Annotated in this window: 25 protein-coding genes; 5 read left to right on the forward strand and 20 right to left on the reverse strand. The window is 69.6% G+C overall.

The window, feature by feature from the left end:
- Positions 1-46: 46 nt before the first annotated feature.
- The 5 genes from AC4D2F_RS04280 to AC4D2F_RS04300 form a co-directional block, all read right to left on the reverse strand.
- Positions 47-1609: a transporter gene (locus AC4D2F_RS04280; protein WP_490909609.1), complete on the reverse strand. Its 1563-nt coding sequence runs from the start codon at positions 1607-1609 to the stop codon at positions 47-49.
- A complete protein-coding gene (locus AC4D2F_RS04285) occupies positions 1591-2400 on the reverse strand; it encodes an ABC transporter ATP-binding protein (RefSeq protein WP_258069703.1) in 810 nt (269 codons plus the stop codon). Before AC4D2F_RS04285 ends, AC4D2F_RS04280 begins: the two co-directional genes overlap by 19 nt.
- A 62-nt stretch (positions 2401-2462) precedes the next feature.
- Positions 2463-3575, reverse strand: a complete 1113-nt coding sequence (locus tag AC4D2F_RS04290) for an NADH:flavin oxidoreductase/NADH oxidase (protein ID WP_490909610.1) — start codon at positions 3573-3575, stop codon at positions 2463-2465.
- 64 nt (positions 3576-3639) lie between these two features.
- On the reverse strand, positions 3640-4593 hold the full coding sequence (locus AC4D2F_RS04295; protein WP_490909611.1) for a co-chaperone YbbN: 954 nt from the start codon (positions 4591-4593) through the stop codon (positions 3640-3642).
- A gap of 60 nt (positions 4594-4653) precedes the next feature.
- The gene (locus AC4D2F_RS04300) at positions 4654-6372 is read right to left on the reverse strand and encodes a DUF8094 domain-containing protein (RefSeq protein WP_490909612.1); all 1719 of its coding nucleotides are present in this window, start codon (positions 6370-6372) and stop codon (positions 4654-4656) included.
- A gap of 273 nt (positions 6373-6645) precedes the next feature.
- Between AC4D2F_RS04300 and AC4D2F_RS04305 the strand changes: the two genes are divergently transcribed.
- Positions 6646-7965 (forward strand): AI-2E family transporter, encoded by a 1320-nt coding sequence (locus AC4D2F_RS04305; RefSeq protein ID WP_104165636.1) that lies wholly within the window; start codon positions 6646-6648, stop codon positions 7963-7965.
- 27 nt (positions 7966-7992) lie between these two features.
- Here AC4D2F_RS04305 and AC4D2F_RS04310 read toward each other — a convergent pair whose 3' ends face one another.
- Positions 7993-8802, reverse strand: coding sequence for an alpha/beta hydrolase (locus AC4D2F_RS04310; protein WP_490909613.1), 810 nt, complete (start codon positions 8800-8802; stop codon positions 7993-7995).
- 61 nt (positions 8803-8863) lie between these two features.
- Entirely contained in the window at positions 8864-9187 is a 324-nt protein-coding gene (locus tag AC4D2F_RS04315) for an Rv1322 family protein (protein ID WP_490909614.1), read from the reverse strand.
- Positions 9188-9284: 97 nt separating this feature from the next.
- Here AC4D2F_RS04315 and nucS point away from each other — a divergent pair, with 97 nt between their 5' ends.
- Together nucS and AC4D2F_RS04325 are read left to right on the forward strand one after the other, a co-directional pair.
- Positions 9285-9980, forward strand: a complete 696-nt coding sequence (nucS, locus tag AC4D2F_RS04320) for an endonuclease NucS (RefSeq protein ID WP_490909615.1) — start codon at positions 9285-9287, stop codon at positions 9978-9980.
- A 32-nt stretch (positions 9981-10012) separates the two neighbouring features.
- Positions 10013-11221 carry an N-acetylglucosamine-6-phosphate deacetylase gene (locus tag AC4D2F_RS04325; protein ID WP_490909616.1) on the forward strand — a complete coding sequence of 403 codons (1209 nt, stop codon included), beginning with the start codon at positions 10013-10015 and terminating at the stop codon, positions 11219-11221.
- Positions 11222-11253: 32 nt separating this feature from the next.
- On the opposite strand, the gene AC4D2F_RS04330 is transcribed toward AC4D2F_RS04325, so the two are convergent.
- The 13 genes from AC4D2F_RS04330 to AC4D2F_RS04390 all read right to left on the reverse strand — a co-directional run bounded on the left by AC4D2F_RS04330 (position 11254) and on the right by AC4D2F_RS04390 (position 22796).
- On the reverse strand, positions 11254-11685 hold the full coding sequence (locus tag AC4D2F_RS04330; RefSeq protein ID WP_104165643.1) for a DUF2550 domain-containing protein: 432 nt from the start codon (positions 11683-11685) through the stop codon (positions 11254-11256).
- Positions 11686-11695: 10 nt separating this feature from the next.
- A complete protein-coding gene (locus AC4D2F_RS04335) occupies positions 11696-11989 on the reverse strand; it encodes a F0F1 ATP synthase subunit epsilon (protein ID WP_104165645.1) in 294 nt (97 codons plus the stop codon).
- A 5-nt stretch (positions 11990-11994) separates the two neighbouring features.
- Positions 11995-13458, reverse strand: coding sequence for a F0F1 ATP synthase subunit beta (gene atpD / locus AC4D2F_RS04340; protein ID WP_490909617.1), 1464 nt, complete (start codon positions 13456-13458; stop codon positions 11995-11997).
- 85 nt (positions 13459-13543) lie between these two features.
- Positions 13544-14437 (reverse strand): F0F1 ATP synthase subunit gamma, encoded by an 894-nt coding sequence (locus tag AC4D2F_RS04345; protein ID WP_490909618.1) that lies wholly within the window; start codon positions 14435-14437, stop codon positions 13544-13546.
- Positions 14438-14529: 92 nt separating this feature from the next.
- Complete coding sequence (gene atpA / locus AC4D2F_RS04350) at positions 14530-16164, reverse strand: F0F1 ATP synthase subunit alpha (RefSeq protein ID WP_104165650.1); 1635 nt, start codon at positions 16162-16164, stop codon at positions 14530-14532.
- Positions 16165-16263: 99 nt separating this feature from the next.
- Positions 16264-17076, reverse strand: a complete 813-nt coding sequence (locus AC4D2F_RS04355; protein WP_490909619.1) for a F0F1 ATP synthase subunit delta — start codon at positions 17074-17076, stop codon at positions 16264-16266.
- Positions 17076-17645 carry a F0F1 ATP synthase subunit B gene (locus tag AC4D2F_RS04360; RefSeq protein WP_104165654.1) on the reverse strand — a complete coding sequence of 190 codons (570 nt, stop codon included), beginning with the start codon at positions 17643-17645 and terminating at the stop codon, positions 17076-17078. The genes AC4D2F_RS04355 and AC4D2F_RS04360 overlap by 1 nt, the downstream gene beginning before the upstream one ends.
- Before the next feature lie 50 nt (positions 17646-17695).
- Positions 17696-17911: an ATP synthase F0 subunit C gene (locus AC4D2F_RS04365; protein ID WP_104165655.1), complete on the reverse strand. Its 216-nt coding sequence runs from the start codon at positions 17909-17911 to the stop codon at positions 17696-17698.
- 75 nt (positions 17912-17986) lie between these two features.
- A complete protein-coding gene (atpB, locus tag AC4D2F_RS04370; RefSeq protein WP_104165657.1) occupies positions 17987-18808 on the reverse strand; it encodes a F0F1 ATP synthase subunit A in 822 nt (273 codons plus the stop codon).
- An 88-nt stretch (positions 18809-18896) separates the two neighbouring features.
- Positions 18897-19211 (reverse strand): hypothetical protein, encoded by a 315-nt coding sequence (locus tag AC4D2F_RS04375; protein WP_490909620.1) that lies wholly within the window; start codon positions 19209-19211, stop codon positions 18897-18899.
- A gap of 1 nt (position 19212) precedes the next feature.
- Complete coding sequence (locus AC4D2F_RS04380) at positions 19213-19722, reverse strand: Cg1360 family ATP-synthase-associated protein (protein WP_490909621.1); 510 nt, start codon at positions 19720-19722, stop codon at positions 19213-19215.
- Positions 19723-19869: 147 nt separating this feature from the next.
- The gene (locus tag AC4D2F_RS04385) at positions 19870-20892 is read right to left on the reverse strand and encodes an MraY family glycosyltransferase (protein WP_490909622.1); all 1023 of its coding nucleotides are present in this window, start codon (positions 20890-20892) and stop codon (positions 19870-19872) included.
- Complete coding sequence (locus AC4D2F_RS04390; RefSeq protein WP_490909623.1) at positions 20889-22796, reverse strand: polysaccharide biosynthesis protein; 1908 nt, start codon at positions 22794-22796, stop codon at positions 20889-20891. Before AC4D2F_RS04390 ends, AC4D2F_RS04385 begins: the two co-directional genes overlap by 4 nt.
- A 200-nt stretch (positions 22797-22996) precedes the next feature.
- On the opposite strand from AC4D2F_RS04390, the gene AC4D2F_RS04395 reads away from it, so the two are divergent.
- Together AC4D2F_RS04395 and AC4D2F_RS04400 are read left to right on the forward strand one after the other, a co-directional pair.
- Positions 22997-23971, forward strand: coding sequence for a glycosyltransferase (locus tag AC4D2F_RS04395; protein WP_181033550.1), 975 nt, complete (start codon positions 22997-22999; stop codon positions 23969-23971).
- Complete coding sequence (locus tag AC4D2F_RS04400) at positions 23971-24921, forward strand: NAD-dependent epimerase/dehydratase family protein (RefSeq protein ID WP_490909624.1); 951 nt, start codon at positions 23971-23973, stop codon at positions 24919-24921. Before AC4D2F_RS04395 ends, AC4D2F_RS04400 begins: the two co-directional genes overlap by 1 nt.

Consider the following 24921-nt stretch of genomic DNA (forward strand, 5'->3'; position numbering starts at 1 on the left):
CGGGAGCGCTCCGGGCAGGAGACCTGCGCGGCAGGTGGCCGGAGCCTCAGCGGTTCGCCGAGACCGCCAGCAGCAGTTCGGGAGCCCTGCGGTCGTACCATCGGCCTCCGGTCCGGATCCCGACCACCAGCAGGACTGCGCCGAGAACCACTCCGACCAGCAGGCTCAGCCACCCGAACAGTGCGTCCCCGGTCACGAAGTAGGCGATCGTCAGGGCGATCTCCGGCAGCGCCAGCAGCAGCATGACGATCCAGCCGATGAACTGCACGGCGAACATCAGGAAGTTCGTTCCCGGCGGTGTCTTGAAGGCGCTCTCCCCCGGGAGCGGAACGTTGTAGGTATAGCGCGCGGACACGAGGCTCGACAGCCCGGTCCCAGTCAGTAGGAGACCGATCCCCAGGCCGAGCATCACCGGCAGGTCCTCGAGCCGTCCCATCATCAGCAGCGGACCCACGGTGAACACCAGGGTGGTCGGCACCGCGAACACCAGCAGTGCGAGCGCCCGGCCCAGACGATCGTCGCGTCCGCTGACCCCCGTCGAGAGGTGCAGGCTGAACGCCGTGTTGTCGTAGGAGATGTCGGCGGAGATGGACCAGGCCAGCAAGAATGCCGTGATCGGACCGAGGTACGCGAGGGCCCCGCCTCCACCTCCCGAGAAGAAGAGCAGCACGGCAATGAAGGGGATCACCACGAGCGAGGCGGAGTAGCGCGGATCCCGCAGCCAGTAGGTCAGGGCACGCGCGGCCACAGCACCCGCGGGCGTGGGCGGGAGCCGGCCGAGCCACCCCAGGTTCCCGCCCGCGCGCTTGGCCACGGCGTTGTACGGAGGAGTGACCAGCGCGTGGCTGAGGCTGCGGCTCCACAGCAGGAGGAACAGACCGACCGTCCCGAGGCCGATCAGGAACCGGAGCGCAGCGATCCCGGCGTTGCCGGCGGCGACGTCGGCGGGCGCGGCCCACAGCGCACCCAGCGGCGTCCAGGCGAGGACGTCGGCCAGCGTGGCGGCGAAGCCGGGAGAGTTCTGGAACCCTGCCGTCACTCCCCCGATGATCGGCCCGAGGAAGATCAGCGGGATGAAGGCGACGATGCCGTTGATGTCCTTGAACCTGCGCGAGCCGGTCATGGAGGACACCGCCGTCGTCACCAGCCGTGAGGCGACCACACACAACAGGACGGCGACCAGCCCGCACACCAGCGCGGTCACCGCCGCGGCCGGATACCGGATCCAGGTGAACACCTGCGCCAGGGCGGCGACGAGGGTCACGACGCCCGGGATGCCCACGAGTCCGCCGAGCACGAGCCCCGTGAGGAGCTGCCGCTGCGGGATGGCGAAGGTCACGAACCGTGCGGGGTCGAGCGTCATGTCGATACCGGTCGCTGCGATCGGGATCACGATCCAGCCGAGCACCACGGCGGATCCTCCGAGCACGAGGACGGTCCGGATGAACTCGGGGTCGGCTGCACCGAGGAACACGAGCCCGACCACGATCGTCCCCAGGACGCCGAGCCCGTACAGGCCGCCGAGGATCACGCCGACCAGTTGCGCGGTGCTCCGCTTGAGCGAGTTGCGCAGGAGGAGGAGCTTCAGCTTCAGGAGGTCCGCAACCACGACAGCCCCTCCGACGTGTTGCGTCCACCCACGAGTTCGACGAAGCGGTCCTCCAGCGTCGCGTCGCCGCGGACCTCGTCGATCGTCCCTGCGGCGAGGACGGTGCCCGCGGCGATGACGGCGACGTGGTCGCACATGCGCTGCACGAGGTCCATGACGTGGCTGGAGACGATGACCGACCCTCCGGACTCCACGTAGCCGGCCAGGATGTCGCGGATGTTCGCGGCCGAGACCGGATCCACGGACTCGAACGGCTCGTCGAGAACCAGCAGGCGGGGGGCGTGGATGAGGGCGGAGGCGAGCGCGATCTTCTTCGTCATGCCCGCCGAGTAGTCCACCACGAGCGTGCCGGCGTCGTTCGCGAGATCGAGCGCCCGCAGCAGGTCGCCGGTCCGTTCGGCGACGGTCTCACGGTCCATGCCGCGCAGCAGTCCTGCGTAGGTGACCAGCTGCTCACCGGTCAGCCGGTCGAACAGCCGGACGCCGTCGGGCAGGATCCCCATGAGTTTCTTGGCTTCCAGCGGCCGGCCCCAGACGTCGACGCCGTGGACGAGCACCTGCCCGAAGTCGGGGCGGAGCAGACCCGTCGCCATCGAGAGTGTGGTGGTCTTGCCGGCACCGTTCGGCCCGACGAGCCCGTAGAAGGACCCCTGCGGGACCTCGAGGCTGACGCCGTCGACGGCGATCTTCTCGCCGAACCGCTTGGCCAGCCCGCGGATGCTGAGGGCGGCGCTGCCGGCTCGCCCCCCGGGTTCGTTCTCGACGGATGGCGACGGCGCAGGGGAACTCATGGCTCCACGCTAGCAACGCGCCGCTCCGCCGATCGTCATCCCAAAGGAGGAAAAGGGCGTCGTCAGTAGGACCCGGCACGCTCGTACTGCGGGGCGGGTGCCAGCTCGTGTCCGAGCTCGTGGGCAGCGCGCATCCACCAGTGCGGGTCGCGCAGGGCGGCCCGCGCGATGAGCACGACGTCGGCCCGCTCCCCGCGGATGATCTCCTCCGCCTGGCGCGCATCGTCGATGAGGCCGACGGCGCCCGTCGGGACGCCGGAGGACCGCACCTCCTCGGCGAGTGACACCTGATAGCCCGGCCCCACGGGGATGGCGGCGGCCGGGACCGCACCGCCCGAGGACACGTCGACGAAGTCGACGCCCTCCTCGGCCGCCCGCTTCGCCAGCCGGGCGGAGGTGTCGCCGTCGAGCCCGCCCTCGGTCCAGTCCGATGCCGAGATGCGCAGCAGGAGCGGCATGCCCTCCGGGATGGCCCGGCGGACCGCCCGGACGACCTCGAGCGTGAGCCGGAACCGGGCCTCCTCCGAGCCGCCCCAGCCGTCGGTCCGCGTGTTGACCAGGGGTGAGAGGAACTGGTGCAGCAGGTAGCCGTGCGCGGCGTGGATCTCCATCGTGTCGAACCCCGCCTCCACGGCGAGCGACGCGGCGGCGCCGAAGTCGCGGATGACGTGCTGGATGTCCTCCTCCGTCATCGCGCGCGGCGCGGCATACGCACCGAACGCCTCGTCCGTGGGACCGAGGGTCTGCCAGCCGCCGTCGGCCTCCGGCACCGAGTCGCGCCTGCCGCTGAACGGCCAGTACGTCGAGGCCTTCCGGCCTGCATGGGCGAGCTGGACCGCGGTCTTCGTCCCGACGGCGCTGTGCTCGTGGATGAAGTCGTTGATCCGGCGCCACGCCTCGGCCTGCTCCCGCGTGTAGATACCGGCGTCGCGCGGGCTGATCATGCCCTCGGGGCTCACCGCGGCCGCCTCGGTGATGATGAGCGCCGCACCGCCGAGGGCGAACTGCCCGAGGTGCACGAGGTGCCAGTCGGTCGGCACGCCGGCGGCGCCGACGGGGTCGCACGAGTACTGGCACATCGCTGCGACCCAGCCGCGGTGCGGCAGCTCGAGGGATCGGAGCGTCAGCGGATCGAACAGGCCGGGCACGCCGGCCGGGGAAGCTGCGGGAGTCATCGTGGTCCTCTGGTGGAGAGTGGGTCGACGCCGGGGCGCCCGGCAGGGCGTCCGGGAGAAGCGCCTAGAACAGGGCTCGGGCCAGCGCGCTGCGCGCCTTCGTCACGCGCGGGTCCGTGACGCCGACGACGTCGAACAGTTCCAGCAGCCGCCTGCGGGCCGCTTCCCGGTCCTCGCCGGAGGTCCTGCCGATGAAGGCGATGACGCGGCCGAAGGCGTCCTCGACATGCCCGCCCGTCAGGTCCAGGTCGGCGACGGCCAACTGGGCCTCCAGGGCGTCGGGCTCGTCGGCCCCGCGCTGACGGACGCCGGCGGCGTCGAGGTCCTGGACGCGCTCCATGAGTTCCACCTGCGCGAGGCCGGCCTTCGCGTCGGCGTCGGCCGGCTGCTCCGCGAGGGCACGACGGTACGCGATCGCGGCCGCCCCGTAGTCGCCGCGCTCGATCGCATCGAACGCCTCCTGGTGGAGGGGCGGCAGCGGCGGCTCCTCCGCGCCGGCCGGTCCGGGCTGGGAGCCGTCGTTGAGCGTCCCGGTCACTCCGTTCGCCTCGGCGACCTTCATCAGCTCGTCGAGGTAGGCGCGGATCTGGGGGTCCGGGAGGACACCCTCGAAGAGGGGGACGGGCTGGCCCTTCACCACGGCGACGACGGTCGGCGCACCCTGGGCCTGGAAGGCCTGCGCGATCTGCGGCTGCGCCTGGAGGTCGACGTTGGCCAGCAGCATCCGCCCGTCGAACTCGACGGCGACGGCCTCGAGCACAGTGGTGACCTGGGTGGACTGGTCGCTGTAGGTGGCGCGGAGGTTCACGACCACGGGCACCTGCGACGAGAGCTGCACGAGCTGCGGGAAGGTCTGTTCCGTCACCTCGACGATGTACGGGCTCGGCGCGGCGGCCTGGCGTGCCGCGGCCGGCCGTGCGGCCGCATCCGCGCGTGCCTTGAGGGCGGAGAGGTCCACCGCTCCCCGCAGGTTCATGCTCGACGGCGGCATCCCGCCCCGCTGTGCTGGTGTGGACAATGCTCTGCCTTTCTGTGACTGCTACTGGTTGGAGCCGGAGAGGACCGGGAAGGGCGCGGGTCAGCGGAGGGTGGCCGACAGCAACTGCTGGGCGGCACCGATGACCCGGATCCTATCCTCGCTGCCGGCGGGCGGTACGTACATCATCACGGCCTCGCCGTAGTTGACGTCGATGCCCTTCCCGCTCACGGCCTTCCCTGTCAGTGACTGGTACACCGTGCCCTTGAGGTCGATCGTGTCGCCGCGTGCCTTCGGGACGCTGGAGTAGGTGTGGGTGAGGTATCCGAAGACCATGGCCCCGCCGTCACCGGTCAGGAGCGCCTGCGTCTGGTCCTCCTGTGCCGCGTGCGTGAAGGTGATCCTCGCCGCCTTGTTGCCGGGATCCGCGACGACGTCGGCCTGGAACCCGGTGATCGCCTCGGCGAAGGAGTTCTCCTCGAACGTCTCCGCGTTCGGGCCGGAGGGCTTCGTGAGGAAGTCGGCGATGGACGCGACGGAGGCCTGCGGTGCGCTCGCCAGGACGCCGGCGTCGTCGAGGGGCACGGGTCCGGTGGCGCCCGGAGCCGGCGGCGAGGGGAACGTGCTGCCCGGCAGCATCTGCACGGCCGAGGTCAGCCGGTAGTTCTCCCGCGGCGCCTCCTGGACCAGCAGGAGCGCCTGCGGCACCGGGTTGTCCTCACCCTGCGTCAGGGCGACGATCGTCCGGGGCCACCCGGTACCCGTGGGGACCATGTCGAGCAGGAGCGGCGTCGCGGCGACGGGCACGGGCGCCGTGGCCTCCTTGTCCTTGGCGCCCACCGCGTAGGCGCCGGTGCGGAGCTCGAGGGCTGCGCCGTCGACCCGGGGGGCGAGGAGTTCCGCGTCGGCGGCCGCGTCGGCGTCGGTCACGGTGGACGCGACGGCTCCGAGGATGCGGTCGAGCTGGGCGTCGAGGACCACGGGCGGTCCGCTGGCCTCGCTGCCGGCCGACGGCGCCCCGTTGACGGCGGCCGCGGAGGACGGCGCGGGCGACGGCGTCGTCGTCGCCATCGAGGGAGCGATGCCCAGGAGCGACCCCGACCCCACGAGGCCTGAGACCAGAAGGGCCGCGCCGGGGGCTGCGATGCGGGAGGCTCCGCCGGGAGTGCCGGCCGCGGCGTGCCGGCGGGCGTAGGCGCGCGTCCCCTCGACGGGTGCGGGCCGGTTCCCGTTCCCGGGTCGGCGGGGCGGGATCAGGAGGAGCGCGATGCCGAGCACGACGACGACTGCGCCGCCGATGATGAGCGGCAGGGCGAGGGGGGTGGACTGGTCGTTGGGAGTGGTGACGGACACCTGCGTGGGGGCGGGTGCGTCGCCGTCGGCCGCGAGCAGGATGGACCAGTCGCCTTCGATGGGCGCGTTCCAGCGGTAGGTCAGCGATCCGTCCCCGGATTCCTCCGCGATCCAGAGATCGCTGCCGCGCGGATCCGGTACCGAGTCCTCGCCCTCGGAGAATCCGGATTCCAGCGCCTCCTCGCCGGGCCCCGTGATACTCAGGTGCGCTGCGTCGCCCACCCACGCCTCCACGTCGGACGCACGCCCGACGGCGAGGGTGAAGGGACCCTCGGCCTCGACCGTCACCTCCACCGGGCCCTCGACGTCCCCTCGGGCGCCGGGCTCGATCACCGTGACCGGTCCGGCCTCGGCGTCCTGTGCGACGCCGGCGGTCACGGTCTCGGCAGGAGCCCAGACCGTCCGCTGTCCGATGCCGAGGAGCATCAGCAGGAGCCCTGCCACGATGATCGGTACTGCTGTCTTCACGCGCACTCGTTGCCTATCGTTGTCCGTGACGGCGGACCGCGTGGCCCCTTCCGCTCTGATTCCGCTCGGGTGGTGCCGCATGCCGCTGCGGCCCCACCCCGGAACAGTTCCTCAATGGTAACGACAATCGTCCGACCGATCCGGCCCCGCGCGAGCCCGGCGCACCCGGACCGTCGTTCGTCAAGAACCCGGCCGTCGGGACCCGGCTGTTAGGGTTTCGCTAGTCCTTCCTCCCGCGGCCGGACACCGCGCACGTGAAAGCAGAGCCCTTCGTTGACAGACCCCCAGGACGTCCCGCTCGATCAGCCGCTCCCGCGGCCCGAGGCGTCCGCGAACGGCAGCGACGAACGGTCGACCGACGATCAGGCACGGCCGGCCACGCGGCCGTCGTCGGCGTGGCGCTCCCTCTTCACCCTCGCCCGGAACTCGTTCCCGTCCGCCCAGCCGCGCCCCCGCTTCGAGTTCCCGCCGGACGTGGAGCCGTCCGAGGTGGCGGTGGACCATGACGTGTCCCTGGCCGACGAGCGCCTGAAGTTCGGAGGCAACAACGCGCCCACCATGCGCGCGCACCCCATCCACTTCGGTTTCATGATGAGCGTCGGCGTCGGGCTCGCGCTGCTCGCCTTCTTCATCATCACGAATGTCGGCCAGCTCCTGGTCTGGATCGGAGCGGCGCTCTTCATCGCCCTCGGCCTGGACCCGATCGTCCGCTGGCTCGAGACGAAGTACGTCCCGAGGCCCGCCGGCATCGCCGTCTCGCTCCTGATCCTCATGGGCGTGGTGGTGGGGTTCTTCGCGCTGCTCATCCCGACGATCGTGAGCCAGACCTCGCAGATCGTCGACCGCGCGCCGGGCTACGCGGACAGCTTCCTGAACTCGGAGTTCTTCACCAGCGTCGACCGGCAGTTCCAGGTCCGCGAGCGCGTCAGCTCCGAGATCGACAAGTTCTTCGCCAACAGCGAGGCCGTGGGCGGGATCTTCGGCGGCGTCCTCGGGGTGGGGACGGTGATCGTCAACGGGCTCTTCGGAGCGCTCGTGATCCTGGTCCTCGCCCTCTACTTCCTCGCATCCCTGCCGGGCATGAAGAAGTGGGCCTACCGGCTGGCCCCCCGCTCCCGCCGGCCGCGCGTCGAGGTGCTCTCGGAGGAGATCACGCGCAGTGTGGGTCTCTACGTCATCGGCCAGGCGTGCGTGGCGCTGCTCAATGCCACGTTCGCGTTCATCGTGATGTCGATCGCGGGTGTGCCGTTCTCCGTGCTGCTGACCTTCGTCGTCGTGCTCCTGGCCTTCATCCCGCTGATCGGTGCGGCCACCGCGGCCGTCCTCGTCTCCCTCATCGCCCTGACGGTGGGCTGGCAGACGGCCCTGCTGTTCGCGATCCCGTACGTCGCCTACCTGCAGTTCGAGGCGTACTTCATCTCCCCGCGGATCATGCACCGCGCGGTCGCGGTGCCCGGGGCGGTCGCGGTGATCGCGGTCATCGCGGGCGGCAGCCTCCTCGGCGTCCTCGGCGCCCTGATCGCCATCCCGACGGCGGCAGCGGTGATGCTGCTGCTCAAGGAGGTCTTCATCGCCCGCCAGGACCGTCTGTAGACCGGTCCGCCATGCGCGCGGGCCCGGTCAGCGCGTTGCCGGTGTGGACGGTGCGACGGCGGACGGGCCGGTCCACTGCGTGGGCAGCGGGAGGTCCACCTCGGGGCGCACGACGCCGACGATCTCGTTGAGGGCGCGCGCCGCGTACTTCTCCCCCACCCACAGGTGCTTCGCCCCGTCGATGCCGACGACCTCGGCCTGCGGCACGCGGGAGAACCGGGCGGCGGCAGCGTCGGGCACCAGGTAGTCGTCGAACTCCGGCACCAGGACCTTCAGGGGCAGGCCGCTGGCAGCCCAGGCGTCGAGGTCGGCGTCGCCCGCGCGGTGCAGCGGTGGCGACAGCAGGATGGCCCCCTCGATGAGTTCCGCCACCGGGTCCTGGGCGCCGTACTTCAGGCACAGCTCGGTGCCGAAGGACCAGCCCACGAGCCAGATGTGGTGCAGCCCCTGCGCCACCGCCCAGTCGACGGCCGCCTGCAGGTCCAGCCGCTCGCCGTCGCCGCCGTCGAACTCCCCGTCGCTGCACCCGCGCGGGGAGCACGTGCCGCGCGTGTTGAAGCGCAGGACGGCGATGTCGGCGAGGGCGGGCAGCCGGAAGGACGCCTTCCTGTAGACGTGGGAGTCCATGAAGCCGCCGTGCGTGGGCAGCGGGTGGAGCGTCACGAGGGTGGCCTTCGGGGTACGGCCGCCGGCCGGCGCGGCGAACTCCCCCACGAGCGTCAGACCATCGGCAGTGTGCAGCTCGATGTCGCGCCGATCGGCGGGCAGGACGGTGGACGCGCGGATCTCGATCGGCTCGTCGGTGGTGGAGGTGTGGTCGGTGATGTCGCTCGCCATGCCCCCAGTCTAGGTCGGGGCGGACCGCGGCCCGGCGCGCGAGGGCTGGACGCGTGCGCGGTCAGTAGCGGAAACTGCGGGTCTGCCAGCACCGCACGTGCCAGTGGCGGCGCTCGGCCAGCGCGGTCTGCGGACCGAACAGCGAGTCCTCCCGCCAGACGACGAGATGCGCGATCCCCGGGAGGATGAACGAATGGCACCCCGGACAGGTGTAGGTCTTGGCGGCGTTCCGCTCCGTGATGCGGCGCACCGACCACTCGCCGTCGGGCGCGCTCTCACGGCTGGGGATGCCCGCACGGGCGCGCTCGAGGTCCAGTTCGGGCGGCGGGGTCCACTTGCTCCGCGCACCACCACCGGGCCGGCTGGGTCGGTTGGAACGGGGCACCGCTCCAGTCTGCCACCCGGCCCGGTGCTGAGGCGGTCCTACCGGGGACCGGTCCGCGAATCATGCGCTGCGCTCCCCGCCCGGTAGAGTCGTCCCCGTGCGTCTTGTCATTGCCCGCTGCTCCGTCGACTACATCGGCCGCCTCCGCGCCCATCTCCCGCTGGCCACCCGGCTCCTCATGGTGAAGTCGGACGGCTCCGTGCTGGTGCACTCCGACGGCGGCTCGTACAAGCCCCTGAACTGGATGAGCCCGCCGGCGAACCTCCGCGTGAGCGCGCCCGACGAGGCCGATCGCGCCGAGGGCATCACCGAGGTGTGGACGGTGCAGCACGCCAAGAGCGACGACCGGCTGGTCATCAACATCCGCGAGCACCTGCACGATTCCTCCCACGACCTGGGCGTCGACCCTGGCCTCGTCAAGGACGGTGTGGAGGCCGACCTGCAGCGCCTCCTCGCCGAGCAGATCGAGTTGCTCGGGGCAGGGTTCACGCTGATCCGGCGCGAGTACATGACGGCCATCGGTCCCGTGGACATCCTCGCCCGCGACGCCCAGGGCCGCACCGTGGCCATCGAGCTGAAGCGCCGGGGGGACATCGACGGCGTCGAGCAGCTCACCCGCTACCTCGAGCTGCTGAACCGCGACCCGCTCATGTCCCCCGTGCGGGGTGTGTTCGCGGCCCAGCAGATCAAGCCCCAGGCCCGCGTGCTCGCCACGGACCGCGGCATCGACTGCCTGACGCTGGACTACGACGCCATGCGCGGAGTCGACGACAGCGCGTCCCGGCTCTTCTAGGGCGGCCGCGCCCGGGCCCCTACACTCGGACCATGGCTCTCTCCAGCAGAACGCCCACCGCCCTGTCCGGCCGACTGGTGACCGGCGAGGGTATCGTCGACGACGGCGTCCTGCGATGGCAGGGCTCACGCATTACCGAGGCCGGGATGTCGCACGGCGGCGCACCCGGGGAGCAACTGCCCGAGGGCTACTTCATCCTCCCGGGGCTCATCGACCTGCACTGCCACGGCGCCGGCGGGGGCGATTTCACCTCGGGCTCGGACGCCGACATTGCAGGCGCCGCGGCCCACCTGCATCGCAGTGGTTCGACGACGGTGCTCGCGAGCACGTGCGCGGCGCCGCTGGTGGACCTCGAGGCCGCGTTCGGCAGGCTCGCGGGGGCCGCGGAGTCGGGGCTGATCGCCGGCATCCACGCCGAGGGTCCGTTCCTGTCGAAGAAGCGCCACGGCGCCCAGGATCCGGCCTTCCTGATCCTGCCCACGCAGGAGGACGTCGCGCGCCTCGTCACCGCGGGCCGAGGGCACCTCACCTCGATGACGTACGCCCCGGAGCTGCCGGGCTGCGACGTCCTGGTCTTCGAACTCGTGACCCACGGCGTGATCCCCTCGATCGGGCACACGGACAGTTCGACGGAGGAGACCTCGGACGCCCTGGACCTCATCAACGAGGAACTCGCCTCGACCGGTTTCGCGGGCTTCAGCGGACGCCCGACGGCGACGCACCTGTTCAACGCGATGCCCGTGATGCATCACCGCTCCCCGGGTCCGGTCCCCCTGCTCCTGCAGAGGGCGCGCGCCGGGGAGATCGCCGTCGAACTCATCGCCGACAACGTCCATCTCCACCCGGAGACGATCCGCATGGCCTTCACGATCGCGGGCTCCGAGAACATCTGCCTCGTCAGTGACTCGACCGCGGCAGCGGGCCGCACGTCCGGTGAGTACCGCCTCGGTCGGGCCGCCATCACCGTCGTCGACGGCGCGGCCGTGCTGACGGCCACGGGTGTCCTGGCCGGCGGTGCCGGGAGCCTGCTGGACGTCGTCCGGTGCACGGTCGGAGCGGGGGTCGACGTCGTCGACGCGGTGCGCGCAGCGACCGCGGTGCCCGCGATGGTCCTGGGGCTCGGCGACGAGGTGGGCAGCCTCCACGTGGGGTTGCGCGCCGACGCGGTCGTGGTCTCGCCCGACCTCCAGCTCAAGGGCGTACTGCGCGACGGGACGTGGGTCAGGCCGATCGAGGACTGAGGCGGGCGCCTGCAGGATGACGCCGCCGGGGATCAGCGCCAGGTACCGATGCCGATGACGGGGCCGGCCTCGATCCAGGAGGAGAGGCCCGCGTACACGTCGTAGCGCATGGCGAGGTCGAACGGCTCGCCCTCGTGGGCCAGCTGGACGATGATGGCGCCGGGCTGGATCCGCACGCGTTCGGCTTCGGTGGGCGCACGCCAACCCTCGACCTCGAGGGAGCTCCGGAGGAACCGGAACTTCGGGATGGGGCTCAGCGAGAGCAGGCTGAGCCACTCCAGGTGATTGTCCGTGTAACGACAAACCCCCACCCGCCATCCCTGGGGAGGGAGGCGGATGGAGGCGTCGAATGTGCCGAGCGCACGATTGAGCTGGAACCGGCGGAGGAGGAATGCTCCGATCACGAGCACGAGCAGGCCGAAGGCGACCGCAAGGCAGATGAACGTCACACCCAGTGCCTCCATGCTGGAAGGCCTAGGCGGATTCCGGAGTCACCGAACCGCCGACCCTGGCGTTGTCCGCCACGATCACGACGCGGTTGGAATCGACCGAGAAGAATCCTCCGTCCACGCCGACCACCAGGCGCTCGCCGCTGACCGGTTCCACCGAAATCTCGCCGGCTTCAAGGATCGCGAGGATCGGTGCGTGACCGGGGAGGATCCCGATCTGTCCGTTCGCCGTGCGTGCGTTGACCTTGCGTGCCGCGCCCGACCACACGAAGTGGTCGGCCGCGACAACTTCGACCTCGAGTTCGCCCTGTGATGCCATGGGCGTTACTTACCGGTCTGCTGTTGGATCTTGGCCCACTGGCGCTCGACGTCATCGAGCCCGCCGATGTTGAAGAACGCCTGCTCCGCGATGTGGTCGAGGTCGCCGTTGCAGATCGCCGCGAAGCCCTCGATGGTGTCCTTGATGGAGACCGTCGAACCCTCGACGCCGGTGAACTGCTTGGCGGTGTAGGTGTTCTGGGAGAGGAACTGCTGGATGCGGCGCGCACGCGCGACGACGACCTTGTCCTCTTCGCTGAGCTCGTCGATGCCGAGGATCGCGATGATGTCCTGCAGTTCCTTGTTCTTCTGCAGGATCTGCTTCACGCGCACGGCCGTGTTGTAGTGGTCGTGGCCGATGTACTGCGGATCCAGGATGCGCGAGGTCGAGGCGAGCGGGTCCACGGCCGGGTACAGGCCACGGGACGCGATCTCCCGGGAGAGCTCGGTGGTCGCATCGAGGTGCGCGAACGTGGTTGCCGGAGCCGGGTCGGTGTAGTCGTCGGCGGGGACGTAGATCGCCTGCATCGAGGTGATCGAGTGGCCCTTGGTCGAGGTGATGCGCTCCTGCAGGAGACCCATCTCGTCGGCCAGGTTCGGCTGGTAGCCCACGGCGGACGGCATACGGCCCAGCAGGGTCGACACCTCGGAACCCGCCTGGGTGAACCGGAAGATGTTGTCGATGAAGAGCAGCACGTCCTGGTTCTGCACATCGCGGAAGTACTCCGCCATGGTCAGGGCCGAGAGCGCCACGCGGAGACGCGTTCCGGGCGGCTCGTCCATCTGGCCGAAGACGAGCGCGGTGTCCTTGAGGACGCCCGCCTCCTCCATCTCGACCCAGAGGTCGTTGCCCTCACGGGTGCGCTCGCCCACGCCGGCGAACACCGAGGTGCCACCGAAGTTGCGGGCCACACGCGTGATCATCTCCTGGATGAGCACGGTCTTGCCGACACCGGCACCACCGAACAGGCCGATCTTCCCACCCTTGATGTACGGCGTGAGCAGGTCGATGACCTTGATGCCGGTCTCGAGCATCTCCGTCGAGCCCTCGAGGGAGGCGAAGCTCGGGGGCTTGCGGTGGATGGGCCAGCGCTCCGTGATCTGCAGCTCGGACTCGTCGACGTCGAGCGGCTTGCCCAGGACGTTAAAGATGTGTCCCTTGACGCCGTCGCCGACGGGCACCGAGATCGCCGCTCCGGTGTCCTGCACCACGGTCCCCCGGACGAGGCCGTCGGTGGCCTGCAGGGAGATGGCGCGCACGAGGTTGTCGCCGAGGTGCTGCGAGGTCTCGAAGGTGATCAGGCGGGTCTCACCGTTGAGAGTGATCTCGGTGGTGAGGGCGTTGTACATTGCGGGGATTGCGTCGGCCGGGAACTCGACGTCGACAACCGGGCCGATGACACGTGCAATACGGCCGGTGGCGCCGGGGGCAACTGAGTCCGTACCGTGTTCAACAGTCTGGGCAGTCATCTCTCTCACTTCATTTACGTAGATGGCGTGGAACTAAGTCTAGCTGTGCACCCGGCACCCTCGAGGGCCCGGATGGGGAGGTGCGTCAGGAGGCGCTCAATGCGTCCGCGCCGGCCACGATCTCCGAGAGTTCCTGGGTGATCTCGGCCTGGCGGGCCGTGTTGCGGAGGCGGGTGTACTTCTTGATCAGCTCCGTCGCGTTGTCGCCCGCGGACTTCATCGCCCGCTGGCGGGCGGCGAGTTCGCTCGCAGCCGCCTGCAGCATGGCGGCGAAGATGCGCGATTCGATGTAGCGCGGCAGGAGGGCGTCCAGGACCTGCTCCGGCTCCGGTTCGTACTCGTACAGCGGCAGGAGGTCACCCTCCTGGGTGACTTCCTCCTCCACGACCTCGAGCGGGAGCAGACGCATGACCGACGGCTCCTGCACGACCATGGAGCGGAACTTCGTGTAGACGACGTGGATCTCGTCCACGCCGCCGTCCTCGTAGTCCTTCAGGAATGCCGCGAGCAGCGCCTCGCCGACCTCGCGGGCCGTAGCGAACTCGGGAGCGTCGGTGGAACCCGTCCAGACCTTCTCGTAGTCGCGGCCACGGAAATCGAAGTAGACCTGGGACTTCCGGCCGACCAGGAAGGCCTGGATCTCCTTGCCCTCCGATCGGAGCGTCTCGAAAAGACCCTCCGCCTGCTTGAGCGCGCTGGCCGAGTACGACCCGGCGAGACCGCGGTCCGAGGTCATCACCAGGACGGCGGCACGTCGGACCTCGCCGTGCTCGGTGGTCAGCGGGTGGTCTATTTCAGACTGCGACGATACGGCCGAAACGGCACGGGTGATCGCGTTGGCGTACGGCAGTGCCGCCGCCACACGCGAACGTGCCTTGCCGATGCGAGAAGTCGCGATCAGCTCCATCGCCTTGAAGATCTTCCGCGTCGACGTGGTCGAGGCGATCTTCTGGCGGTAGACCCGGATCTGGGCTCCCATTGTTGTCCTTTCCTCCGCCCCCGCTACGGGAAGCGATCAGGCCAGGGTCCTGCCGACGGGAGGGGCCGTGCCCCTCCCGTCGTGCAGATCCTCTAGCGCTTCTGTCGAACGATCTTCTCCTGCTCGACCGAATCCGCGTCGATCGCCTGGAATTCCTCGTGACCTGCGCCGAAGCCGTCCGCCCCGGCACCGAAGAAGCCCTGCTTGAAGCCGGTGATCTGCGACTTCAGCTCCTCGGCGGTCGAATCCTCGAGCTTGCCCGTCTGGGCGAGCGTGGTGAGGATCTGCGACTTGTGCCCGAGGTGCTCCAGGAACTCCGTCTCGAAGCGGTTGATGTCCTCCACCGGGACATCGTCGAGGTGGCCGTTGGTCCCGGCCCAGATGGACACGACCTGCTGCTCGACCGGCATCGGCGAGTACTGGCCCTGCTTCAGCAGTTCCATCAGGCGTGCGCCGCGGGTCAGCTGCTGGCGCGACGCCGCATCCAGGTCCGAGGCGAACATGGCGAAAGCCTGCATGTCGCGGTACTGGGCAAGGTCCAGCTTCAACGTGCCCGAGACCTTCTTCATCGACTTCACCTGTGCGGCACCGCCCACGCGGGACACCGACACGCCGACGTCCACGGCGGGACGCTGGTTGGCGTTGAAGAGGTCCGACTGCAGGAAGATCTGGCCGTCGGTGATGGAGATGACGTTGGTCGGGATGTACGCCGAGACGTCGTTGGCCTTCGTCTCGACGAGCGGGAGGCCCGTCATCGAACCGGCACCGAGCTCGTCGGAGAGCTTGGCACAACGCTCCAGCAGGCGGGAGTGCAGGTAGAACACGTCGCCCGGGTAGGCTTCGCGTCCCGGCGGACGCCGCAGCAGGAGGGACACCGCACGGTAGGCCTCGGCCTGCTTCGACAGGTCGTCGAACACGATGAGGACGTGCTTGCCGCCGTACATCCAGTGCTGCCCGATGGCGGAACCGGCGTAGGGGGCGAGGTACTTGAAGCCCGCGGGGTCGGAGGCGGGAGACGCGACGATGGTCGTGTACTCCAGGGCGCCCTTGTCCTCGAGGGTCTGGCGGACGGCGGCGATGGTCGACGCCTTCTGGCCGATGGCCACGTAGATGCAGCGGACCTGCTTGTTCACGTCACCCGAAGCCCAGTTGGCCTTCTGGTTGATGATGGTGTCCACGGCGATCGCGGTCTTGCCGGTCTGGCGGTCGCCGATGATCAGCTGGCGCTGTCCACGGCCGATCGGGATCATCGCGTCGATGGCCTTGAGGCCGGTCTGCATGGGTTCGTGCACCGACTTGCGCTGCGTGACGCCAGGAGCCTGGGTCTCGAGGGCACGGCGTCCTTCGGCGACGATCTCACCGAGGTCGTCGATCGGCTGGCCCAGGGGGTCGACGACGCGACCGAGGAAGGCGTCACCGACGGGAACCGAGAGGATCTCGCCCGTCCGGTGTACTTCCTGGCCCTCTTCGATCCCGTTGTAGTCACCGAGCACGACGACACCGATTTCCCGGGTGTCGAGGTTCTGGGCGAGTCCGAGCGTGCCGTCCTCGAACCGCAGCAGCTCGTTGGCCATGACGGAGGGAAGACCCTCGACACGGGCAATGCCGTCACTGGCGGTGGTCACGCGGCCGACTTCGACGCGCTCCGCGTTTCCGGGCTCGTAGGACGCCGCAAAGTCGTTCAACGCACTACGGACGTCTTCGGCGTTGATGGTCAATTCGGCCATCTCAGTCCCTGCTCTCCTGTGTTGTGATCACCATGGGATGCGTGGCGACCGGTGTGTGATTCAGTGGGTGTGGCGCGGATCGGACAGGGCGCGAGCGCCCTATCCCGCCAGCTTGCGGCGCAGTTCGGACAGCCGCGTGATGACGGTCGAATCGACCATCTCGTCGCCCACGCTGACACGGACTCCGCCGATCAGTGTGGGGTCTACCTTGACGTTGACCTTGAGCTCGCGGGCGTACATCGCGTTGAGGCCGGACTCCAGCCGCTCGAGCTGGCTTGCCGTCAGCGGACGGGTGACGCTGACGTTGGCAATCCAGCGCTGCTGGCGCGCGGCGACCAGTTCGAGGAACCGTTCGACGAGGATCGCGGGCTTGAGTCCGCGCGGCGAGCGCACGGCCTGGCTGATGAGGAGCCTGCCCGCGGGCCCGGCCTGCGGCACGAGCTTCAGGCCGAGGACGACCTTCGATTCCGGGGTGGCCTGCGCATCCGAGAGCGCCCTCTGCAGGGCGTGGTTCGAGGCGACCACCTGGGTGAAGGAGTACAGCTCGTTCTCGAGCCGGTCCAGGCCCTCCACACCGCTGCCCTGCTCGGCCACCGCGATGACCACGGTCGCCGCGAGGGTCTCCAGGGCATCACCGATGTCGCGGGCGTTGGCCCACCGCTCGCTGACGAGGTCCCTGACCACGGCTGCGGCTTCGGACGAGACACGGCCGGCGATCAGCTGGTCGACGAGCACCGCCTTGTCCTTGCCGGTGCGGGACGGGTCGGTGAGCGCACGGCGCAGACCGGCGTTGGTGTCGAGGATCGACAGCACGCCGAACAGCTCTTCCGCGAGGCCGAGGGTTGCGCCCTGCAGTCGGGACTCCAGCCCTTCACGGACCGTTGCCAGGGACTGGCTCGATACTCCTGCCATTACTTCGCCGCACCTGCACTGTTCGAGACCGCACCCTGCGACGAAGTCTCGAGGTCGGCGAGGAAGCGGTCGATGACGCGGGAGGAACGGGCGTCGTCGGCGAGGGACTCCCCGACGATCCGGCTGGCCAGATCGGTCGCGAGCGTACCGACCTCGGTACGGAGCGAGACCACGGCGGCCTGGCGCTCGGCCTCGATCTGCACGTGGGCCTGCTCGGAGATGCGTGCCGACTCCGCGGCCGCCTTCTCCTTCAGGTCCGCGAGGATCTGCGCACCTTCGGCGCGCGCTTCCTCACGGATGCGGTTGGCCTCGGTGCGGGCATCCACAAGCTGCTGCTTGTACTCCTCCAGCGCCGCGTTGGCTTCCGCCTGGGCGGCTTCCGCCTTGGCGATACCACCCTCGATGGCAGCCGTTCGTTCTTCGAACGTCTTCTCGAATGCCGGCATGACGTACTTGATGACGATGAACATCAGCACGGCGAAGCCGGCCAGTGTCACGAGGAACTCCCACCAGTTCGGTGCGAGCGGGCTCGAGCCCTCCTCCGCCGCCATAATCGCTGCGTTAAGCATTTTTCACCCGTCTTTCTTCAGCTTGTCTTCGGTCGGTCAGGGCGGCCTTGTCAGGCGCCGATGACGAAGGCGAAGACGAGGCCCAGGATCGCGAGGGCTTCGGTCAGCGCGAGGCCGAGGAAGGCGATGGGCTGGAGGACACGCTGTGCCTCAGGCTGGCGAGCTACGCCATTGATGTAGGCCGCGAAGACGAGACCCACACCGACACCACCGCCGATTGCGGAGAGACCGTATCCAACGAGGTTGAGGCTACCCTGTACTTCCATTGTGTTCCTTTCAAGATGCCGCCTTGATGCGACAGGTTGTTTGGGATCATCCCCGACGGGGAAGACTTGTGTGAATCAGTGGGCGTCGGCGTTGAGCGCGCCTTCGATGTAGATCGCGGCCAGCAGCGTGAAGACGTAGGCCTGCAGGACCATGATCAGGGCCTCCAGCATGTACATCGCGACGGCGCCGAGGAGGACCAGGACGCTGGTGCCCTGCAGCAGGATGTTGCCCGTCATCACCATGTACTCGATGGCGGATCCAGCGAGGGTCACGATCAGGTGGCCGGCGAGCATCGTGGCGAACAGTCGCAGCGAGTGGGTGACCGGACGGACGATGAAGTTCGAGATGATCTCGATCGGCACGACGATCGGCAGGATGTACCAGGGGACGCCCGAGGGGACGACGGCCAGCTTGAAGTACCGCAGGCCGTGCTTCCGGATACCGATGCCTACCCAGAGGAGGTAGAAGATCGCCGCGATGGCGTAGGCACTGCCCGGGTGCGAGAAGGTGGGCAGCTGCAGGAACGGGATGGCCCCGAAGATGTTGTTCACCAGCACGAAGAAGAAGGCGGTGAAGAGCCACGGGACGTACTTCATGAAGTCCCGGCCGCCGATGATGTCCTTGCCGATGGAGTTGCGGACGAAGCCGTACGCCGACTCACCGAGGAACTGCACCTTGCCGGGGACCATCTGGCGGCGTCGTGACGCGATCAGGAAGAAGGTGGCGATGATGACCACGGACAGGATGACCATGAGCATCTGCTTGCCGAAGCCGGGGTCGAACCAGACGCCGTAGGGGTCACCCCAGGGGAGGATGTCCCGGTAGTGGGTGTCCTCGATCGTCGGGGCTACGAATCCCTCTTCGGTAGTTGCGGCCGGGAGCGCAAGCGCGATCAACGCGTTTCCTCTCTGCAGTGTCCATCGTTGGGCAAGATCTGTTCGGCCGCAGCGTGACTGGTCCGACTCATGAAGTTATGGGGATTCACTACGGTTCTTCCTCGGCACCGGGCGTCGACCGGGATCCGCCGTGCGGATTCGGTGTGTGGTTCCGGGTGAGGTTGTGCATGTGGGAGAGATAGAAACCCCCTGCTGCACCTAAGAACGCTCCCGCCAGCACTAACCAGCGCGTGTCGAGGAGATTATCCAGCCCCCAGCCTATCAAACTCCATACCGCGATCCCGCCAATCATGTAGCTCAGGACGGCGATGCCGGCGTTGTAGCCGCCGTTGGAGAAACGGGCCTCGCCCGGCGCCGGACTGCCGTCGGCGGGGTCGTCGGGACCCGGGGAGACACCGCTCATATCAGGGTCCTTCCGGTGGCCGCGTGGCCGGGCGCGTCGCGGCCGTCCCGGGCTGGTCGTCGTAGAGGGGCGTGCGGAGCCGCGAGAATGCGACGACCTCGGCCACTTGCCAGACGATCACGGTCGCGAGGGCGCCCCAGAAGAACCACGTGCGCTCGAGCCAGTCCGGGGTGCCGAACAGGAACAGGACGGCGCCGAATCCGACGACCTTGATGGCGTAGGTGACGGCGAACAGTCCGAGCGCCCCGGACGGATTGGTCCTGCCCGTGAAGTGGCCGATCAGGAGGCTGATGCCGAAGAACACGATGACGAGGGCCGCGCCGAACAGTACGCTCAGGCCGGCGGTGGCTGAGGCGGCGACCAGCGCCGCGGCAGCAAGCAGGACTGCGGTCGCCGCGCCCCCGGCGGCACTCCACCCGAGGATGCGGAGCCAGGGACTCCGGGTGGGTCCCGACGCCGGGATGAGCGTGGCGTCGTCGGCTCCGGTGGCCGGGTTCTCCGGTCGTGGCACGTGCTGTCCGCTCTGTTGGCTGCGCCGTGGGCGCCCTGCTGGTCCCCGGTCGACGGCGTCGTGAGGGTTGGAGCCGGATGCGCGGGACCGCAGGTCACCGCGCCCGGCGCCTGAAATTCTACCCCACGGCGGGGTTCGCGCCCCGGCTCAGGCCCCCACCGCCGTCCGACGACGGGCGATGGCGCGGAAGATCCTCGGCGAGAAGAGGTACAGCGCGACCACGGCCGCGGCGAACAGCGAGGCGGGCACCGCGAGGGGTGCGGCGGCGGTGGCGAGCACGAAGCCCGCGGCCCCGGTGAGCGAGGACAGGACACTCACGAAGAGTGCGACCTGCACGTGGGTGAGCCCGGTGTCGGTGAGCCTCTGGTACACGTGCTGACGGTGTGCGACGTAGAGACGCTCCCCGCGTCGTGCCCGGCGCAGGAACGTGGTGAACGTGTCGGCGAGATAGATGAGCACCGGCGAGAGGAGGTACTCGAGGTAGACGCCCGCGAGGAGCCCCGTGACCGCGATGGCCGCGATCGACGCTCCGAGCAGGTAGCTGCCGACGTCGCCCAGGAACACGAAACCCCGGCCGAGGTTCCAGGGCAGGAAGCCCGCGAAGGCGGCCGCGACCACGAGCCCCGCGACCGTCAGCCACAGCTGGTCGCTGAGGACCCCTGCCCACGAGTAGAAGAGGCCCACGACCACCCCGTGCATGCCGGAGATCCCGTTGATGCCGTCCATGAAGTTGGCCGCGTTGATGTAGGTGGCCACGGCGACGGCCCCGACCGGCACCCACCAGTAGCTGCTGTCCTCGATCGTCGTGGCGAGGACGATCGTACCGAGCGCACCGATCAGGAGCTGCGCGGCGGCGCGCACCCTGACGGACAGTCCCCTGAGGTCCTCGATCCAGCCGAGCGTCGCTGCGGCGGCCACCATGCCGATGACGACGAGCACGAGCGAGCGGTCGACGGCGACCAGGCGGATGGCGAGGGAGACGGCAAGGGCCACGAGGATCGCGATCGCGACGGCCATCCCCATGCCCCGGATCACGACGGTGCTGTGCGAGGAACGGCTGTTGGGGATGTCGACCACGCCCCACCGCTTCAGCAGGGGCTTCACGACGAAGGGCAGCGCGAGGGACAGTCCCAGGGCGACGAGCCCGACGATCACCAGTTGCGCGGTCATGCGGCGGGCCCTGCGGTGCCGGCGGTGGACGGTGCGGTGCGGGCGGAGTGCTCCACGGCGTCACCCAGGAGGACACCGATCTGCCCCTGTCCGAAGCCGCCCTCGGCCTTCCAGCGCTGGAGGCTCAGCGTCTCCGGATGCAGCGGCGCCACCGACGTGTGGGAGATCTTCGGGTGGAGGGGGCGGGAGTCGTTCTCACCGACGCCGATCAGGTCCTCGTGCATCTTCTCGCCGGGCCGCAGGCCCGTGAAGACGATGTCGATGTCCTTGCCGGACATCGCGATCATGCGCTGGGCGACGTCGAGGATCTTCACGGCCTCGCCCATGTCGAGGATGAGGACCTCCCCTCCCCTGCCGATCGCCCCCGCCTGGACGACGAGCTGGCAGGCCTCGGGGATGGTCATGAAGAAGCGCGTCACCTCGGGGTCGGTCACGGTGATCGGACCGCCGTTGCGGATCTGCTCGGTGAACAGCGGGAGCATGGACCCGCGGCTGCCGATCACGTTGCCGAAACGGACCGACACGTACCCCCTGCCCGTGTCCTCCGCATGCCACGAGGTGAGTTTCTCGGCGACGCGCTTGGAGTGCCCGAGGACGCTCGTGGGGTCCGCTGCCTTGTCCGTGGAGATGTTGACGAAGTTGGTCACGTCGACGGCGGCCGCGGCACGGAGGACGTTCAGCGAACCCTGGACGTTGGTCTTCCAGGCTTCCTCCGGATACTGCTCCAGCAGCGACACGTGCTTGAGGGCGGCCGCGTGGAAGACGACCTCGGGCTTGCGGTCCTCGAAGATGTTCAGCAGCGCGTCCGCGTCCCGGATGTCGGCGAGGACGGTGTCACGACCGGTCAGCAGGCCGCGCCCGGTGAGGGAGATCTGCGTGGACTGGAGGCCCGTCTCGTCGCGGTCGAGCATGATGAGCTCCGCCGGGGCGAAGGTCGCCAGCTGGCGGCACAGTTCGGAGCCGATCGACCCGCCGGCCCCGGTCACGAGCACGCGCTTCCCGGTGACGTACCCGGCGACCTCGTCCGGATGGATGTCCACGGGACGGCGACCGATGAGGTCCTCGACGGCGACCTCCCGGAAGTCCGCGATGGCGGCGCCGGCGGCGCCGAGCATGTCCCGCAGCGGTGGCAGGACGAGCACCCTGATGCCGAGCCCCGCGACGAGGTCGGAGACGCGGCGCACCTGCGCGGCCTCCACCTCCGCGAACGCGATGACCAGGACCGAGGCCTGCGTCCTCGCCGCGATGTCGCGCAGGTCGTCGACCCGCCCGAGGACCGGCACGGTGGAGAGCCGCAGGTGCTTCTTGGCAGGATCGTCGTCGATCAGGCCGACGGGGAAGTAGGGAGAGCCCGGGTCCTGCATCATGCGGCCCACGAGCGAGTTGCCGAGGAACCCCGCCCCGTAGATCAGCGTGCGCTGCGCGTCCTCGCCGGGCTTCGCCTTGCTCTCCACGTACATGCGCTTCAGGTAGCGGGTGGCGGCCAGGAACATGCACGCGAAGGGGAAGGCGATGATGCCGATGCTGCGCGGGACCTCGATCACCGTGAAGAACGCGACGCTGACCAGCACCAGGATGACGGCGACGAGCACCGCCACGATGACGAGCAGCTTCGCCTCGTGGAAGCTCCCGAAGCTGTACCTCCCCCGGTACAGCGCGAAGCTGAGCCCCACCACCAGCTGGGCGACGACGGCCACCGCGCAGAACGTGGCGATACCCGGGACGTTGATCTCCTTGACGAGGAGCTCGTAGCGGAGGATCAGCGCGAGGAGGATGGCCACGATCCAGGCCGCGGCGTCGAGCAGGTACTGCGACCACAGCCAGATCGCCGGTTTGTCGCCGGAGGAGGCTACGGCCGTGGAGCCGGGTGTCCGGGCGGAGGCCCGGCCTTCGTTGAGTCCCATGATTCCTAACGGTGTCATGCAGGCGTCCACCGCGTCACCGGGCGTGGCTGCGGCCCGGAAGCCCCGCACCCGTGGTGTGGGGACACGTCCGACCGGGGCTGGAACACGGTGTAATAGACTGCTATTACCCCAGAATACTAACTGCCCCACCTGTGCCAGGCCCGTTGCGCACTGTCAGGGCGCGGTCCGGAAGGAACAGGTTGCACGTCCCCGACGCCGGCTCGCCCCGTGTCTTCCTCGTGATCACGACGTTCAACCGGGCGGCCCTCCTGCGGGAGCTCCTCGACTCGATCGCGGCCCTCGAACCCGCGCCGGCCGGCGTCGTCGTGGTCGACAACGCCAGCACCGACGCCACCGGCGACGTCCTCGCCGATGCGCACCTCCCGGTCCCCCTCTTCGTGGAACGCCTGCCCGTGAACGTGGGCGGCTCGGGCGGGTTCGCGGCCGGCGTCGCGCGCGCCCTCGAGGAAGGAGCCGACTGGCTCTGGCTGATGGACGACGACGTCGTCGCCCTCCCCGACGCCCTCGCGTCCTTCGCGCCCTGGATGGGGCGGTACTCGTGCATCCACGGACGCCGCTACGACGCCGCCGGCCGGCCCTTCTTCTGGCAGCACGTCCTCGACGAGTTCACCGGCGTCCACTTCCCGGTGCGGGGTGACGTCTTCGCGGCGTCGCCGGTCTTCCACACCAATGTCGCATGCTTCGAGGGCATGCTGGTCGCGGCCGACGTCGTCCGCGAGATCGGCCTGCCCGACGCCCGGTTCTTCCTCAACGGGGACGACCTCACGTACGGGTGGCTCGTCTCGCAGCGGTACCCGGTGGCGTACGTCGACGCCTTCGTCCTCCGGAAGACGCGCGCGCAGCGGCAGGTGGACCTCGGCGTCCGGCACCTGAACGAGTCGAGCGACCTGTCACGGTTCTGCGGCATGCGCAACCGCGGGTACCTCGCGCGGTACCTCCGGCTGCACGGCCGCTACCACCGGGTGGGGTTCGGCCTCGGGACGCTCCTGTCCGCCGGCAAGGAGCTCGTCCGCCTTCTCGCCGTCGAGCGCTCCGTCTCCGGCGCCTCCCAGGTGTGGCGCGGGTGGAGGGCCGCCCGGGTGATCCTGCGCGATCCCGACTGGCAGCCGGAACCGCCCCTGCGGGACCCGGCCGGCCGGACGGGCAGATCCTGATGCGCTGGCTGGTGCTCGGCGGTTCCGGCTTCGTCGGCTCCGCCGTGCTGCGGACCCTGCACGCGGCGGGCATCGACGCGCACGCGCTGCCGGCGCCACGGCTGGCGACGACCGCCGATGCGCCGCAGGCACTCCTCGCCGCCGCGGATGCCACGGACACCACCGGGCTGGAGGCCGCGATGGCAGGGTACGACGTCGTCGTGAACGCGGCCGGCCTCGCCACCCCCTCGGCGACCGCCGGGGCGGACCTGCTCGGCGCGAACGCCCTGCTGCCCGCCGTCCTCGCCCGGGCAGCGTCGGCCGCCGGCGCGCGGCGCCTCGTCCATCTCAGCAGCGCGGCCGTGCAGGGCCGGACGCCCCTGCTGGACGAGACCGGGACCGTGCGACCCTTCTCGGCGTACTCGCGCAGCAAGGCGCTCGGCGAACAGGTCCTGGACCTCGTGGCGGCGCGGGAGCAGTCCCTGTCCGTCGTGACGGTGCGGGCCACCTCGGTGCAGGGCGAGGGGCGTCCGACGACGGCGGCCCTGGCGCGTCTCGCCCGCTCGAACCTCGCATCCGTGGCGTCCCCGGGCACCGCACGATCGCCGATCACCTCGGTGGACTCCCTCGCGGACCTGGTGCTGGCCCTCGGTGCCCACCCCGGGGCTCTTCCGGCGCGGGTCCTCCAGCCCTGGGAGGGACTCACCGTGCGGACTGTCCTCGAGGCGGCGGGCGGACACCCCCGGGTGCTACCGGCGGCGCTGTGCCGGGCGGCGGTCCGTGGCGGCTACGTGGTGTCGTCCCTGGTGCGCGGTCGCCTCGACGGGCATGTTCGCCGCGTCGAACTCATGTGGTTCGGTCAGGACCAGGTGCCCGGGTGGGCCGACGCGCAGGGCCTGACCCCCACGGCCCGGATCCGTCAGGTCCTCGCCGGCGCGGACCGTGCGGCGAAGGATGCCGGCGGGCTCTGA

The organism is Arthrobacter sp. TJ-263 (genome assembly GCF_058269155.1).